Genomic DNA, 13885 nt, shown 5'->3' on the forward strand with positions numbered 1-13885 from the left:
AGCATGATCCCGAAAAGTTGCAGACTTTTTGGATTGGATCGTGCGTAAGAAGGATCCCATGAACCCACCCATCCTCGAACGCGACCTGTCCGATCCGCGACGCAAGGCGTTGAACCCCGGCCTGAAATTCCTGCTCGAACTCGGGCCTGGTCTGGTGTTCTTTTTCACCACCATCCGCGGCGCGTGGCTTGTTGGGAAATTCCCGATCCTCAGCCATATCGGCGAGCCTATCCTGATTGCCACAGCGTTCTTTATGGTGGCGACGGCGCTGTCGCTCAGCGTTTCGTGGATTTTGACGCGCAGCTGGCCGATCATGCCGCTGGTCTCGGCCATCGTCGTGTTTGTGTTTGGTGCGCTGGCGCTGTGGCTGCAGGACAAGACCTTCGCTTTCATGAAGCCGACAATCATCAACAGCCTGTTCGGCATCACGCTGCTTGGCGGGTTGGCGTTTGGCAGATCGCTGTTGGGCTATGTCTTTGATTCCGCCTTCAATCTCGACGCCGAAGGCTGGCGCAAGCTCACTTTCCGATGGGGGCTTTTCTTCCTTTTTCTGGCTGTGCTGAACGAGGTCGTGTGGCGCAATTTTTCTGAGGAAACCTGGCTTTATTTCAAGGTCTGGGGCACGATTCCCATTACCCTTGTCTTCACGTTAAGCCAAATGCCATTGATCCTGCGCCACTCGCTCGAGGACAAGGCCGCCAAGGAAGAGAAAGCCGGCAAATAGAGCAATTCCAGGAAAAGTGTGTAGCGGTTTTCCGTCCGGAATTGCGTCAGAATAGGAGGAGAGGGGCATGGAATTCATCACCACGCGCGACGAGTTGAGGACGATCTACAAGACGCCTCGGCCGACCGACGGTTCGATCCGCAAGGAACTGAAGGCATTGGACGGCCACTGCCGTTCCTTCATCGGCAAGAGCCCCTTCGTGCTGATCGGCTCGTCCGACGGCGCCGGCAATGCCGACGTGACGCCGAAGGGCGACAGGCCGGGCTTCGTAACAGTGCTCGACGAGAAGACCATCGCCATCCCCGACCGGCCCGGCAACAACCGCCTCGACACGCTGGAGAACATCCTTCTCAATCCCTCGATCGGGCTGCTCTTCCTCATTCCCGGCATGAACGAAACGCTGCGTGTCAATGGCGATGCCCGCATCACGGTCGATGCGTCATTGCGTGAGCGGCTGGCGGTCGACGGCAAGGCACCGCAAAGCGTCGTCGTGGTGACGGTCAAGGCCGCCTACATGCATTGCGCCAAGGCCTTCATGCGCTCCGAATTGTGGAAGCCGGAGAGCTGGTACGACCGCGCGACGCTGCCGACGCTCGGTCAGATCCTGCGCGACCAGTTGGCGCTCGCCGATTCGGCCGAGGCGACCGACCGCTGGCTGGACGAGGAATACAGAGAGACCATGTGGTAGTGTGCCCGGCGACGAATCGCTCAAGCCGGTTTCCATTCCTTTGCTCAGCATCCTCGCCATCTCCGGCAGCCTGCGCGCCGCCTCGACCAATTCGGCCCTGGTCGCGGCACTCGCGCAAAACGCGCCGCTGGACTGTCACGTCTCCGTCTACGATGGGCTTGCCCGGCTGCCGATTTTCAACCCCGACGACGAGGGCGAGCGGACGCCGCCGCAAGCAGCGGCGCTGATCGACGCGGTCACCGCCGCCGACGGCGTCATCGTCTCCTGCCCGGAATATGCCCATGGTGTGCCAGGCGGCCTGAAGAACGCGCTCGACTGGCTGGTGTCGCGCGATGCAGCCGTCGGCAAACCGGCCATGCTGGTACATGCCTCGCCGCGCTCGCTGTTTGCCCGCGCCGCACTTGCCGAGATCATGCGGACAATGTCTTTCGCGCTCTATGAGGAAGCAGCGCTCGAAATCGCGTTGCTCGGCAAGAAGCCGCCGGAGGTGGAGAAAATCCTGGCGCAGCCGGCAAGTAGGCAGACAATGCGCGATGCCCTATCCGCCTTCGCGGAGTTCATCCGCTCGCGGTGAACGTCGGGCCGTGCTTTCGTCATCCTAGGGCGGAGCAAGGAGCGAAGCGACGCGGCGCAGACCCTAGGATCCATGCCGTGACATTCGTCGGAGATGCAGCGGTTCGGGAAGGCCGCCGGAGGCCTGACGTTGGACATTACACCGGCGCGCTGCACAACAGAACCGCACCGCTGTTCTACTGGTAGGTCACGGCCTCCGCGACGGAGCTTCGCTCCTGCTCCGCCCTGGGATGACGACGCTAGGGGCTGCGGCCAATCTGAGCCGGGAACTAGCCCTTCCGTCTCCGCGTCTCGACGTCGGTCTCGCCGACGAACCAGTCGCGTGCAGCGACTTCCTCGAACACCACCCAGACATCGTTGCTGGTCAGGCCGGTGGCGCCGGTGATGGCCGCCGTCACCTGGGCGGCGATCGCGGCCTTTTTTCCGGCCGGGTCGTCGGCAATCACCTCCTTGACCAGGCGGATGTTTACGAATGGCATGGTGCCCTCCCTTGGATATGCTTGGCGGCCGGTCAAAATGTCTTGGCGCCGTTGACCATGAGCCGGACCATGTAGAGCGAGGTCGTACCGGCAATGTAGAGGCAGTTCAGCTTGTTGCCGCCGAACACGCAATTGGCGACGACTTCCGGTACCTTGACCTTGCCGATCAGCGTCCCGTCTGGATCGTAGCAATGGACGCCGTCGGCGGCACTGGTCCAGATGCGGCCGTCCGCATCCAGCCTGAAACCGTCGAACAGGCCGGCGGTGCAGTCGGCAAAGACCTTTTCGCCTGAGACCGTCTTGCCGCCCTGGCCGACAGTGAAAACCCGGATGTGCGCCGGGTTTTGGGCGCCATGCGTGCGGCCGGTGTCGGCGACATAGAGCTTGCTCTCGTCGAGCGAGAAGGCGAGCCCGTTGGGCCTGACCATGTCGGTGATCACCGCCTCGGTCTCGCCGGTGCCGGGATCGACCCGGTAGACATGGCAGGCGCCGATCTCACTTTCGGCCTTGTCGCCCTCGTAATCGGTATCGATGCCGTAGCTCGGGTCGGTGAACCAGATCGAGCCGTCGGACTTGACCACCACGTCATTGGGCGAGTTCAGTCGCTTGCCGCGCCATTGGTCGGCGATGGTGATGACCGAGCCGTCATGCTCGGTGCGGCTGACGCGGCGGCCGGAATGTTCGCAAGTGACCAGCCGGCCTTGCCGGTCGACGGTGTTGCCGTTGGAATTGCCGGACGGCTGACGGAACACGCTGACGCTGCCGTCGGTCTCGTCGTAACGCAGCATGCGATTGTTCGGGATGTCGGACCAGACCAGATAGCGCCCGGCCGCAAACCAGGCCGGTCCTTCCGCCCATCGGCAGCCGGTAAACAACCTGTCGACCTGTGCATTGCCGTTGAACAGCCGCGAAAAGCGCGGATCGAGGACTTCGTAGAATTCGCTGGCCATGGTTCCTCCCGGTATCAATCGCTTGGCGAGGCGCGATCAAGCCAGCCTGCGATCGGCATGGCAAGATCGATGATGCGTCAGAAGCACTATGGAAGCGAATGCTGGCCCAGGCGGCAGGTCACATCCCGCTAACCGGCTATGCGCCCAACGCAATGGTGCATTGCAACATCTTATTTTTGCAACGCACCATAACTATGTAATGCTCCGTATCGATCAAGGGAGGAACAACTGGCCGCGAAATGCGGCGCAAAAGGAAACTTGCTATGATCATCGACAGCCTCATGAGTCGCGCTCGCGCCAGCATCGCCAAGCGCCGGCATTACAACCGCCTCGTCGCCGAAATCGACAGCTTCAGCAGCCGCGACCTCGCCGACATGCGCGCCGACCGCTCAGAAATGCTCTATCAGGTCCACAAGCAGATCTACGGCTGAGTCTTCGGTCGACCTATCACGATCGGCGGGCATCAGCCCGGCACGGCCAGCGCCTTCTCGATCTCCGGCAGCAGCAGCGTCTGCGCCGAGTCCGGCGTCAGCGGCCCGACATGCTTGTAGGCGATCTTGCCATCCTTGCCGATGACGAAGGTCTCCGGCACGCCGTAGACACCCCAGTCGATCGCCGTGCGCCCGGCCTGGTCGACGCCGATCGCCTGGAACGGATTGCCGAGATCGCCAAGGAACCGACGGGCGTTTTCCGGCTGGTCCTTGTAGTTCAGCGCTGCCATGACGAAGCGTCTGTCCTGCGACAGCGCCAGCAGCACCGGATGCTCGTCGCGGCACGGCGCGCACCAGGACGCGAAGACGTTGACCAGCGTCACCTTGCCGGCGAACTGTTTTGAATCGAGGCCCGGCAAATTGGTGCCTTCGAGCGCCGGCAGATTGGTCTGCGGCGCCGGCAGGCCGATCAGTGCCGACGGCACTTCCGAAACGTCGCGCCCGGACAACAGCTGCGCCAGGAACAATCCCGCCAGCCCGAGAAAGACCAGCAGCGGCAGCAGCACGATCAGGCGGCGGCGCGCCGGAGTTTCCGTTTCCGTGCTCATGATTTTGCTGCCTTGTCGGAGCGCCGGCGCACGCCGGACGCCTCCAGCTCGGCGAGCTCTCGCTTGCGGCCGCGCTGGTCGAGCAGGATCCAGCCAACCAGCCCGGCCAGCACCACGGCCGTAATGGCATAGGCGGCGGTGACATAAAGGGCGTGCACGCTCATTTTCCCGATCCAAGGCTTCTCACGGCGAAATTCATAGCCTCACCGGCTGTTTGCCGCAATGAACGGGTCTGCGGCAGATTTGCGGTTATCGCAAGCCGAAGGTCACTGCGAAAGCAAAACACCTGATATGTTTTTGATACGCATGTATTGGCACGTGAGGGACAGCCTGACAGCTCCTTCGCAGGTAAGCAGGATTCTACCGGCGTCATCCCACATCCTGATTGCACTGGAGCCATGGCTCTGGAACTTGCGAAGGCTAATGGATTCGACCGCGATGAACTCAAGCCCGAAAGACACGGCATTGAACGCCGCCCATTTGGCGGGAGGCCGGTAGGGGAGGACGGTCGAGATGAAGGAAAGGTGCATGCTAGGCCCGTTGCGGTCCATCTTGGCCCCGGTAACCTCGACGGAGGACAGATCGGGGTAGTTGCCGTAGATGGTCTGGAGAAAGATCGGGTTCTCTATGCGCAGCGGCCACATCAATCCGTTCCGTGCCGCAGCGCCAGCGCCGCTGCCACCGGCCCGAGCACGGCAAGAAACAGGGTCAGCGCGGTAAGAATGAGGAAGGGCTGCAGGAAGGGATCGGGGTCCGCCACCGCGCCATAGCTTGCCGATACGCCGAAGATCAGCACGGGAATGGTCAGCGGCAGCACCAGCACCGAGATCAGCAGCCCGCCGCGCGGCAATGCTACCGCCACCGCGGCACCGGCGGCACCGATGAAGGTGATCGCCGGCGTGCCTACCAGAAGCGTCAGCGCCGTGGCACCGATGCCGATGGGCTCCATGTTCATGAACAGGCCGAGCAGGGGAGCCGCGATGACCAGCGGCAACACGCTACCCGCCCAATGCGCCAGGCATTTCGTCAGCACGGTCAGGGCCAGCATGTGCCGGTCGTTGCCAAGCACCAGAAGATCGAGCGAGCCGTCCTCGCGGTCAGCCTGGAACAGCCGGTCGAGGCCGAGCAGGCAGGCCAGCAAGGCGGCGATCCACAGGATCGCCGGGCCGATGCGGGCCAGCAGCTTCAGGTCGGGACCGACGCCGAAGGGGATGGTCGCGATAACGGCGAGAAAGAAAATCACGCCAGTCAGCGCCCCGCCGCCGGCGCGGATACTTAAGCGGATGTCGCGCAGGAAGAGGGCTAGCATGATGTGAGATGCTTTCGCCCAGGCACCCCCCTCTGTCCTGCCGGACATCTCCCCCGCAAGGGGGGAGATTGGATGTCGCCTCGGCTTTCGTCAGTCTTCAACGTGAAAGAGAGGGCGAGTCGTTGAAACCGCCAATCTCCCCCCTTGCGGGGGAGATGTCCGGCAGGACAGAGGGGGGTGCGACAGAGCGCCGGCATCACCCAACCATCCCCATCACAAGCTCCCTCGCCCCCTCCAGCCCCAGCGGCAAATGCGTGGCCGCAACCACGATCCCCCCACCATCGAGATGCTTCCGCAGTAGCCCGCCGAATCTCTCCTCCGAAGCCTTGTCCAGTCCCGCCGTCGGCTCATCGAGCAGCCACAATGGCCGATGACTGACCAGCAGTTTTGCGATCGCGGCGCGGCGGCGCTGGCCGGTCGAGAGATAGCCGAACGGCAGATGGCCGATGCCGCCCAACCCGACGGTCTCCAGCGCCTCTTCAACACCCCTGGAACCCGCGCCCGAAAAATCGCGCCAGAAGCACAGATTCTCCTTAACGGTGAGTGCGCTCTTCATCGCGTCGAGGTGGCCGAGATAGTGACAGGCCGAGGCGGCCGACGGAAAGTCTTCGCCACCACCTTCGAACCGCACACGGCCTGCCGCCACCGGCAACAGTCCGGCGATGATCCTGAGCAGCGTCGATTTGCCGGCGCCGTTCGCGCCGGTGACGACCAACGCCTGGCCATCCCCCAGCGCGAATTCGATGCCGGAAAATACCGTCTCGCCGCCGCGTTCGCCGCCCAGATTTTCGGCGATCAGCCGCATCCGTTCCCCTTCGCCGAAAGTTCAAGCGCGGCTTCGGTGCGCCGCAGCAAAAATGGCAATTCCGTGTCTAGAACTATTCCAGAAAATTCTCTATATCCGCATCATCCGTGCCAGCGGTCGGCACGGGAACCGAATTTGCGCCGAACCAGCGCGCGTGCCGCCTTGAACGGCCCGGACGCTTGGGAACGGATAGCGGAAATGGCCGTACCCGCACCTTTGCGCGTGATTTGCATGCCCACTGGCGTCCGTTCCCTCCCCGGCAACCGACAGTTAGGGATCGCACGTGTCCAAATCACTCGACAGCTTCAATTGCCGCCGCACGCTGACCGCCGGCGGCGCCGAGTACATCTACTATGACCTTGTCGAGGCCGAAAAGAACGGCCTCACCGGCATCGCTCAATTGCCCTATTCGATGAAGGTGCTGCTGGAGAACCTGCTGCGCAACGAGGACGGCCGTTCCGTCACCAAGGAGAGCATCCAGGCGGTCGCCGGCTGGCTGACAGACCGGGGCACTGCCGGCGTCGAGATCGCCTATCGCCCGGCCCGCGTGCTGATGCAGGATTTCACCGGCGTTCCGGCTGTGGTCGACCTTGCCGCCATGCGCGACGCCATGGCCTCGCTCGGCGGCGACCCGCAAAAAATCAATCCGCTGGTGCCGGTCGATCTGGTCATCGACCATTCGGTCATCGTCGACGAATTCGGCACGCCGCTGGCTTTCGCCCGCAATGTCGAGCTTGAGTATGAGCGCAATGAGGAACGCTACAAATTCCTGAAATGGGGCCAGCAGGCGTTCCGCAATTTCCGCGTCGTGCCGCCCGGCACCGGCATCTGCCATCAGGTCAACCTTGAGTACCTCGGCCAGGTCGTGTGGACCAACAGCGAAGATGGCGAGACCACCGCCTATCCCGACACCTGCGTCGGCACCGATTCGCACACCACCATGATCAACGGCCTCGGCGTGCTCGGCTGGGGCGTCGGCGGCATCGAGGCCGAGGCCGCGATGCTCGGCCAGCCGGTTTCCATGCTGTTGCCCGAAGTGATCGGCTTTCGCCTCACCGGCAGGCTGAGGGAAGGCGTCACCGCCACCGACCTGGTGCTCACCGTCACGCAGATGCTGCGCAAGAAGGGCGTCGTCGGCAAGTTCGTCGAATTCTTCGGTCCGGGCCTGTCCAACATGACGCTGGCCGATCGTGCCACCATCGGCAACATGGCGCCGGAATATGGCGCCACCTGCGGCTTCTTCCCGGTCGACAGCGAAACCATCCGCTACCTCACTATGTCCGGCCGTGACGAAAGCCGCATCGCCCTGGTCGAGGCTTATTCGAAGGCGCAAGGCCTATGGCGCGACGTCGGCTCGGCCGATCCGGTCTTCACCGATCTGCTCGAGCTCGATCTCGGCAGTGTCGTCCCGTCGATGGCCGGCCCGAAGCGGCCGGAAGGCCGCGTGGCACTTGAAGACATTCCGGCCGGCTTCGACAAGGCCATGGAGACCGAGTACAAGAAGGCCGCCGAAATCGACAAGCGCTATGCCGTCGAGGGCACGGACTACGATCTTGGCCATGGCGATGTCGTCATCGCCGCCATTACCTCCTGCACCAACACCTCGAACCCGAGCGTGCTGATCGGCGCCGGGCTGTTGGCGCGCAACGCCAACCGGCTCGGCCTCAAGCAGAAGCCGTGGGTCAAGACCTCACTGGCGCCGGGCAGCCAGGTCGTCGCCGAATATCTGGAGAAATCCGGTCTGCAGAAGGAGCTCGACCAGATCGGCTTCAACCTGGTCGGCTTCGGCTGCACCACCTGTATCGGCAATTCCGGCCCGCTGCCGGCGCCGATCTCCAAGACCATCAACGATAAGGGCTTGATTGCTGCGGCAGTCTTGTCCGGCAACCGCAATTTCGAAGGCCGCGTCTCGCCCGACGTGCAGGCGAACTATCTCGCCTCGCCGCCGCTGGTCGTCGCCCACGCGCTGGCCGGGACCGTGACCAAGGATCTGACCACCGAGCCGCTCGGCGAGGATCGCAACGGCAATCCGGTCTATCTCAAGGACATCTGGCCGAGTTCAGTCGAGATCCAGGAATTCATCGAGAAGAATGTCACGCGCGAATTGTTCGCCCGCAAATATGCCGACGTCTTCAAGGGCGACGAGTACTGGCAGAACGTCAAGGCGCCGGAAGGCCAGACCTATGCCTGGGACGACAATTCGACCTATGTGCAGAACCCACCCTATTTCGCCGGCATGACATCAGGCTTCGGCAAGATCGGCGATATCAAGGGCGCGCGTGTGCTCGGTCTGTTCGGCGATAAGATCACCACCGACCACATTTCGCCGGCCGGTTCGATCAAGGCGGCCTCCCCGGCCGGCAAGTACCTCACCGACCACGGCGTCGGCGTCGCCGATTTCAACCAGTATGGCACGCGCCGCGGCAACCACGAGGTGATGATGCGCGGCACCTTCGCCAACATCCGCATCCGCAACCACATGCTGGGCGAGAACGGCCGCGAGGGCGGCTACGCCATCCATTACCCGTCGAAGGAAGAGGAATCGATCTACGACGCCGCCATGCACTACAAGAAGGAGGGCGTGCCGCTGGTCATCTTCGCCGGCGTCGAATATGGCAACGGCTCGTCGCGCGACTGGGCGGCCAAGGGTACGAATCTGCTCGGTGTCCGCGCGGTCATCGCCCAGTCCTTCGAGCGCATCCACCGCTCCAACCTGGTCGGCATGGGCGTAATCCCCTTCGTCTTCGAGGAAGGCACCTCGTGGGCCTCGCTCAACCTCAAGGGCGACGAACTGGTCGAGATCGACGGACTGAGCAACATCAAGCCGCGGCAGAAGATGATCGCCAGGATCACCTATGGCGACGACAGCGTCAAAGAGGTTCCGATCATCTGCCGCATCGATACGCTGGACGAGCTCGACTACTTCAAGAATGGCGGCATCCTGCAATACGTGCTGCGCGACCTTGCGGCTTAAGGGAGTAGGGCAATAAGGGAGTAGGGCAGTAGGGGAAGCAAGGACAAGCACCTACTGCCCTACTGCCCTACTTTGGCTTTCCAAACCGCGCTGTCGCCGCCAGCAGCACGCCGAGCATCAGCCCGTTGAGGATGTGCCACAGGAAATGCGTGCCGAGCGGAAAGCCGCCGCAGACCAGCGGATCGATCATCCGGCAGACGACCGACACGACGAAGATCGCCGAACCCGCCAGATTGTACCAGCCGGCACGATTGCCGCTGGCCGCCACCCAGGCGCCGAAGAAGGCAAGCGCCAGGAAGGGCGGCAGGTAGCCGGTCGTGCCGTTCGACGCTTGGCGCAGCCAGTCCGGCACGGCAAAGGTCACCAGCCCGGCAACGGCGTAAAAGGCGACGAAGATGACGATCGCCTTGCCCCATTTCATGCCGAGAAAACGTCGCAGGTTGAACAGCGTGTAGGCCAGCGTGAACCCTGCAATCGGCAGCACGTCGGCCAGGATCATTCCCCTTGTGGCAAAGGTGTGGAACAGCGACGAGCCGACGCCGATCGCCACCACCCACCAGGCCAGCACTTCGGCGAAGGCGCCGGTGCCGCGCTTGCGCACCTGCCAGACACCCCATAGCCCGGCGGCAAAAAAAGCCAGATTGCTCAGCGCATTGAGCGGTTCAGCCCAGAATTCCGGCCCCGTCCGTTCGCAATAGAGGTCGACCGGCGCCAGGAGAGATTGCCACATGCTGATTGCCGCCCGAATCGCTTCCATCGTGAAGTGCGCGTCCACCTATTGCGCCCTTGCCAGCGGTTGCAACGGCAAAATTTCACCGCAACGTGACTTCCCGTTGACTGCCGCTTCTGCCACATATTTCGACAATCAGAACAAAGCCGGCATCACCGGCGGGATCGGAACGGCCATGTCATCTCGAAGACCATTGCGGCTTGCGGCCGTTGCGCTGGCTCTCTCGGCGTTTGCCGGAAGCGCCTTCGCCGAGCAGGCCGACAAGCCATTAGGCGTCGTCGAGCTCTTCACCAGCCAGGGATGTAATTCCTGTCCGCCGGCCGACGAATTCTTCGCCGAGCTCGCCGCCAAGGAGAACATCGTCGCGCTCGCCTATCATGTCGACTATTGGGATTACCTCGGCTGGCAGGATACGCTGAGCCGCAAGGAAAATACCGAGCGGCAATATGAGTATATGCGCGCCTTCGGCAGCCGTTCCGTCTACACCCCGCAAGCCGTCATCAACGGCCGCAGCCATGTCAATGGCGCCAGCCGCAAGGAAGTCGACGGCGCGCTGGCCCGCATGGAGAGGGTCGGCGAAGGCATGCGCGTCGGCATCAAGGTCAGCCGGACCAGCGATCGCGTCATGATCGATGCCGGCGACGCCGTGACCGGCCCCGCCGACGCGCATGTCGTCATCGTCTATTTCAACCCGCCGCAGACGATCAAGATCGGCAAGGGTGAAAACACCGGCCGCAGCATGACCTACTGGAACGCCGTCTCCAGCATCCAGACCGCCGGCATGTGGCACGGCAAGGCGCAGCGCTACGAACTGCCGATGAGCGAGATCGCCAAGAAGGGCGGCTGCGCCGTGCTGCTGCAGTCGGTCGGCAAGGACGGCGTGCCCGGTCCGATCCTGGGTGCAGCCTTTATCCGCAAGCCTTAGATGGAGCGCTCTCCCTTCTCCCTTGTGGGAGAAGGTGTCGCCGAAGGCGACGGATGAGGGTGTTCCAGGGAACGCCAACGCCTCACTCCGTCCAACACCCCTCATCTTTCTCGGCGCTGCGCGCCGATCCACCTTCTTCCACAACAAGGGGAGAAGGGATAGCCGCGCTCAAGCCTCCGACGACAGCCTATCCGGATGGATCGCGCCGCCACGGCTCCAGCCAATAAAAAACCGGCGTCAGCTTGCTTCTGACGCCGGTCATTTAGGTTTTGGGATCGTCGCACCCGATCTTTCCAAGGAAAGACCGAGGTTGGTTCGATCCGACGCAGACCCGTGGGCGGGGGGCTTGGGGTTTACGAGCCGGTGCCGGACCGAACCGTCTCAGGCAACGCCGGTAAATTCGTCGGACATTGGGGCATGAGCACGGATAAAAAAAGGCAGGATTGTGGCGAAGCATCACCAATTCCAACAGGCGTTTCGCAAACGTGACTGGACGTTGGAGAAACCGCGCGGTGCTGCCGTTGCCCGGCCGGGCCTTGCAATTCGGCAACGAAAGCGCCAACTTTGGTCGGCGTACGATTCATTGCGAGGATCCAGGCATGACTGATCGCAGCAGCGGGACGGAGGATGGGGACGCATCCGCAATATTGATCCCGCTGCACGAGGCAAGACACGAACGCCTCGACCAGCCGGTGCGGTTCGACCGCCGCGAACTGGACCAGATCCTCAGGCTCTACGGCCGTATGGTCGCCGCCAATGAATGGCGCGACTATGCTATTGACCATCTCACCGACCGCGCCGTTTTTTCCGTCTTCCGTCGCACCAGCGAAGTGCCGCTTTTCCAGATCGTCAAGGATCCGAAGCTGGCGCGCCGGCAAGGCGCATTCGCCGTCATCGCCGCCGGCGGACGCATCCTCAAGCGTGGCCAGGAACTCGGCCGGGTGCTTGGCGTGTTCGACCGAACGCTGAAGCTGGTCGAGGCGTAACCCCTTATTTTTGTTTGCGGAACTTCCGCTCGGGCAGCGATTGCGGATCGGGCGGGACCGACGCTCCACCGTTGATCGGCAGTTGCATGAACACCGTGTCCAGCCAGCGTCCGTGCTTGTAGCCGGAGCCTTCCAGGCGGCCGGAATGGTGAAAGCCGAGCTTCTCGTGCAACCGCACCGAGGCGCTGTCGGGCCGGCCATCGCCAATCACCGCGATGATCTGGCGAAAGCCCGCCGCCTTGGCTGCCTCGATCAGCCTTTGCATCAGGAGCAGCCCGACGCCCTGCCCCTTGGCGTCGGGCGCGACATAGACGGAATCCTCAACCACGAAGCGGTATGCCGGGCGCGGCCGGAAAGCGCCGGCATAGGCATAGCCGAGCACAATGCCGCCTTTTTCCGCCACGAGATAGGGAAAGCCACCCGCTACCAAACTGTCGAAGCGCGCTCCCATCTCGATACGACTTGGCGGGTCGAGTTCATAGCTCGCCGTGCCGTTTGTCACCGCGTCGGCATAGATTTCCGTGATCCGGTCGAGATCGGCCGACGTCGCGGCCCGCAAGGTGATGCTGCTCATAATTTATGCACGTCGTTCATCTGCCCTATATCACAGCAAAAGCCGGCACAAAAGAAAAGGGCGGCCATTGGGCCGCCCTTTCCAAACTCGCTGGAGTCAGACCATGATCCCGAAAAGTGGAAACCGGTTTTCGGAACAGATCATGGTCAACAAAGAACGCCGTACTAGCGACGGTCGCCCATGAACTGCAGCAGGAACATGAACAGGTTGATGAAGTCGAGATAGAGCCTCAGCGCGCCCATGATCGCCTTGCGGCCGGCGACATCAGTCTCGTCACCCTCGAAATACATCTCCTTGATGTTCTGCGTGTCATAGGCGGTGAGGCCTGCGAAGATCAGCACGCCGATCGCCGAAACGGCGAAGGAAAGCGCCGACGACTGCAGGAAGATGTTGATCACCATCGCGATGATCAGGCCGACCAGGCCCATGACCAGGAACGAGCCGAACGCGGAAAGGTCGCGCTTGGTCGTGTAGCCGTAGAGCGACAGCCCGCCAAACGCGGCGGCGGTGGCGAAGAAGGTCTGCGAGATACTGGCGGTGGTGTAGACCAGGAAGATCGACGACAGCGACAGGCCGACAAGGCCGGCGTAAACCCAGAACGTCGTCTGCGCCGCCGAAACGCTCATCGATTGGACCCGGAACGACAGGAACATCACCGCTGCCAGCGGGGCAAAGATCACCAGCCATTTCAGCGGCGAGCCGAAGATCGCGTAGCCGAACGAGGTCAGCATCTCGCCGCTTGGCAACGTGGCAACCGCCGAGGCGGGATCGCTGGTGGTGGCCAGCATGATTGTGCCGACCGCGGCAAGGCCGGTGATGAGGAGGCCAAGCCCCATCAGGTTGTAGACTTTGATCATGTAGGCGCGCAGGCCCTGGTCGATGGCAGCATCGACGCCGGCGCCGGGCACGGCGCGCGTCTGATAATTGCGAACGGGATCAGCCATGGAAATCCTCATATTGCTTCTGCCCCGTCCGGTGTCAGGTCCTTTTGAACCCAGGCGCCGCTGGCGGGGCTCCAGCATGCCTGCGCCGAAATATGATGGTTCTTGGCGTAAAGGACAAGACCGTAACCGGACGTAATGCTCCGTGAAGTGCCGGAGATCCGGTTTTATTGGCCTTGCCGGTCGAA

The 13885-nt window shown here is 62.5% G+C and carries 17 protein-coding genes; 7 read left to right on the forward strand and 10 right to left on the reverse strand.

Annotated elements, in window-relative coordinates; all coding sequences use genetic code 11:
* Positions 1-58: 58 nt before the first annotated feature.
* The 3 genes from NKH29_RS09385 to NKH29_RS09395 all read left to right on the forward strand — a co-directional run bounded on the left by NKH29_RS09385 (position 59) and on the right by NKH29_RS09395 (position 1986).
* Positions 59-724 carry a septation protein A gene (locus NKH29_RS09385; RefSeq protein WP_352817258.1) on the forward strand — a complete coding sequence of 222 codons (666 nt, stop codon included), beginning with the start codon at positions 59-61 and terminating at the stop codon, positions 722-724.
* Between the two features lie 67 nt (positions 725-791).
* The gene (locus NKH29_RS09390) at positions 792-1412 is read left to right on the forward strand and encodes a pyridoxamine 5'-phosphate oxidase family protein (RefSeq protein WP_352481060.1); all 621 of its coding nucleotides are present in this window, start codon (positions 792-794) and stop codon (positions 1410-1412) included.
* A gap of 40 nt (positions 1413-1452) precedes the next feature.
* On the forward strand, positions 1453-1986 hold the full coding sequence (locus tag NKH29_RS09395) for an NADPH-dependent FMN reductase (protein WP_352999544.1): 534 nt from the start codon (positions 1453-1455) through the stop codon (positions 1984-1986).
* Positions 1987-2254: 268 nt separating this feature from the next.
* Here NKH29_RS09395 and NKH29_RS09400 read toward each other — a convergent pair whose 3' ends face one another.
* Positions 2255-2464, reverse strand: coding sequence for a tautomerase family protein (locus tag NKH29_RS09400; RefSeq protein ID WP_023721877.1), 210 nt, complete (start codon positions 2462-2464; stop codon positions 2255-2257).
* A gap of 32 nt (positions 2465-2496) precedes the next feature.
* On the reverse strand, positions 2497-3414 hold the full coding sequence (locus NKH29_RS09405; protein ID WP_352999457.1) for an SMP-30/gluconolactonase/LRE family protein: 918 nt from the start codon (positions 3412-3414) through the stop codon (positions 2497-2499).
* A gap of 263 nt (positions 3415-3677) precedes the next feature.
* Here NKH29_RS09405 and NKH29_RS09410 point away from each other — a divergent pair, with 263 nt between their 5' ends.
* Entirely contained in the window at positions 3678-3845 is a 168-nt protein-coding gene (locus NKH29_RS09410) for a hypothetical protein (protein WP_023721879.1), read from the forward strand.
* Between the two features lie 32 nt (positions 3846-3877).
* Here the strand turns inward: NKH29_RS09410 and NKH29_RS09415 are convergent, their stop codons facing one another.
* From NKH29_RS09415 to ccmA, 5 genes are all read right to left on the reverse strand, one after another.
* Positions 3878-4453 (reverse strand): DsbE family thiol:disulfide interchange protein, encoded by a 576-nt coding sequence (locus NKH29_RS09415; protein ID WP_352494039.1) that lies wholly within the window; start codon positions 4451-4453, stop codon positions 3878-3880.
* Positions 4450-4617, reverse strand: coding sequence for a heme exporter protein CcmD (ccmD, locus tag NKH29_RS09420; RefSeq protein WP_352494038.1), 168 nt, complete (start codon positions 4615-4617; stop codon positions 4450-4452). Before ccmD ends, NKH29_RS09415 begins: the two co-directional genes overlap by 4 nt.
* 102 nt (positions 4618-4719) lie before the next feature.
* The gene (locus tag NKH29_RS09425; protein WP_352481064.1) at positions 4720-5097 is read right to left on the reverse strand and encodes an Imm50 family immunity protein; all 378 of its coding nucleotides are present in this window, start codon (positions 5095-5097) and stop codon (positions 4720-4722) included.
* Positions 5097-5762 carry a heme exporter protein CcmB gene (gene ccmB, locus NKH29_RS09430; RefSeq protein ID WP_352481065.1) on the reverse strand — a complete coding sequence of 222 codons (666 nt, stop codon included), beginning with the start codon at positions 5760-5762 and terminating at the stop codon, positions 5097-5099. Before ccmB ends, NKH29_RS09425 begins: the two co-directional genes overlap by 1 nt.
* 196 nt (positions 5763-5958) lie before the next feature.
* Entirely contained in the window at positions 5959-6567 is a 609-nt protein-coding gene (gene ccmA, locus NKH29_RS09435; RefSeq protein WP_352999460.1) for a heme ABC exporter ATP-binding protein CcmA, read from the reverse strand.
* Positions 6568-6850: 283 nt separating this feature from the next.
* Between ccmA and acnA the strand changes: the two genes are divergently transcribed.
* Positions 6851-9541, forward strand: coding sequence for an aconitate hydratase AcnA (gene acnA, locus NKH29_RS09440; protein WP_352999461.1), 2691 nt, complete (start codon positions 6851-6853; stop codon positions 9539-9541).
* A gap of 67 nt (positions 9542-9608) precedes the next feature.
* On the opposite strand, the gene NKH29_RS09445 is transcribed toward acnA, so the two are convergent.
* Positions 9609-10271, reverse strand: coding sequence for a ceramidase domain-containing protein (locus NKH29_RS09445; protein ID WP_023721887.1), 663 nt, complete (start codon positions 10269-10271; stop codon positions 9609-9611).
* A 175-nt stretch (positions 10272-10446) separates the two neighbouring features.
* Between NKH29_RS09445 and NKH29_RS09450 the strand changes: the two genes are divergently transcribed.
* Both NKH29_RS09450 and NKH29_RS09455 read left to right on the forward strand, forming a co-directional pair.
* Entirely contained in the window at positions 10447-11196 is a 750-nt protein-coding gene (locus NKH29_RS09450; protein WP_023721888.1) for a DUF1223 domain-containing protein, read from the forward strand.
* A 599-nt stretch (positions 11197-11795) separates the two neighbouring features.
* Positions 11796-12182 (forward strand): DUF2794 domain-containing protein, encoded by a 387-nt coding sequence (locus NKH29_RS09455; protein ID WP_023721889.1) that lies wholly within the window; start codon positions 11796-11798, stop codon positions 12180-12182.
* Between the two features lie 4 nt (positions 12183-12186).
* On the opposite strand, the gene NKH29_RS09460 is transcribed toward NKH29_RS09455, so the two are convergent.
* Positions 12187-12756: a GNAT family N-acetyltransferase gene (locus tag NKH29_RS09460; protein WP_352494036.1), complete on the reverse strand. Its 570-nt coding sequence runs from the start codon at positions 12754-12756 to the stop codon at positions 12187-12189.
* 164 nt (positions 12757-12920) lie between these two features.
* A complete protein-coding gene (locus NKH29_RS09465; protein ID WP_254817871.1) occupies positions 12921-13700 on the reverse strand; it encodes a Bax inhibitor-1/YccA family protein in 780 nt (259 codons plus the stop codon).
* Positions 13701-13885 lie beyond the last annotated feature (185 nt).

It is taken from the genome of Mesorhizobium sp. M1295, assembly GCF_040318135.1.
Lineage (GTDB): Bacteria > Pseudomonadota > Alphaproteobacteria > Rhizobiales > Rhizobiaceae > Mesorhizobium.

Bases quoted from the DNA above. Each gene is read 5' to 3' on its own strand.
- NKH29_RS09385 (WP_352817258.1), top strand. From the start codon at position 59: ATGAACCCACCCATCCTCGAACGCGACCTGTCCGATCCGCGACGCAAG.
- NKH29_RS09390 (WP_352481060.1), top strand. From the start codon at position 792: ATGGAATTCATCACCACGCGCGACGAGTTGAGGACGATCTACAAGACG.
- NKH29_RS09400 (WP_023721877.1), bottom strand. From the start codon at position 2,464: ATGCCATTCGTAAACATCCGCCTGGTCAAGGAGGTGATTGCCGACGAC.
- NKH29_RS09405 (WP_352999457.1), bottom strand. From the start codon at position 3,414: ATGGCCAGCGAATTCTACGAAGTCCTCGATCCGCGCTTTTCGCGGCTG.
- NKH29_RS09410 (WP_023721879.1), top strand. From the start codon at position 3,678: ATGATCATCGACAGCCTCATGAGTCGCGCTCGCGCCAGCATCGCCAAG.
- NKH29_RS09415 (WP_352494039.1), bottom strand. From the start codon at position 4,453: ATGAGCACGGAAACGGAAACTCCGGCGCGCCGCCGCCTGATCGTGCTG.
- ccmD (WP_352494038.1), bottom strand. From the start codon at position 4,617: ATGAGCGTGCACGCCCTTTATGTCACCGCCGCCTATGCCATTACGGCC.
- NKH29_RS09425 (WP_352481064.1), bottom strand. From the start codon at position 5,097: ATGTGGCCGCTGCGCATAGAGAACCCGATCTTTCTCCAGACCATCTAC.
- ccmB (WP_352481065.1), bottom strand. From the start codon at position 5,762: ATGCTAGCCCTCTTCCTGCGCGACATCCGCTTAAGTATCCGCGCCGGC.
- ccmA (WP_352999460.1), bottom strand. From the start codon at position 6,567: ATGCGGCTGATCGCCGAAAATCTGGGCGGCGAACGCGGCGGCGAGACG.
- NKH29_RS09445 (WP_023721887.1), bottom strand. From the start codon at position 10,271: ATGTGGCAATCTCTCCTGGCGCCGGTCGACCTCTATTGCGAACGGACG.
- NKH29_RS09450 (WP_023721888.1), top strand. From the start codon at position 10,447: ATGTCATCTCGAAGACCATTGCGGCTTGCGGCCGTTGCGCTGGCTCTC.
- NKH29_RS09455 (WP_023721889.1), top strand. From the start codon at position 11,796: ATGACTGATCGCAGCAGCGGGACGGAGGATGGGGACGCATCCGCAATA.
- NKH29_RS09460 (WP_352494036.1), bottom strand. From the start codon at position 12,756: ATGAGCAGCATCACCTTGCGGGCCGCGACGTCGGCCGATCTCGACCGG.
- NKH29_RS09465 (WP_254817871.1), bottom strand. From the start codon at position 13,700: ATGGCTGATCCCGTTCGCAATTATCAGACGCGCGCCGTGCCCGGCGCC.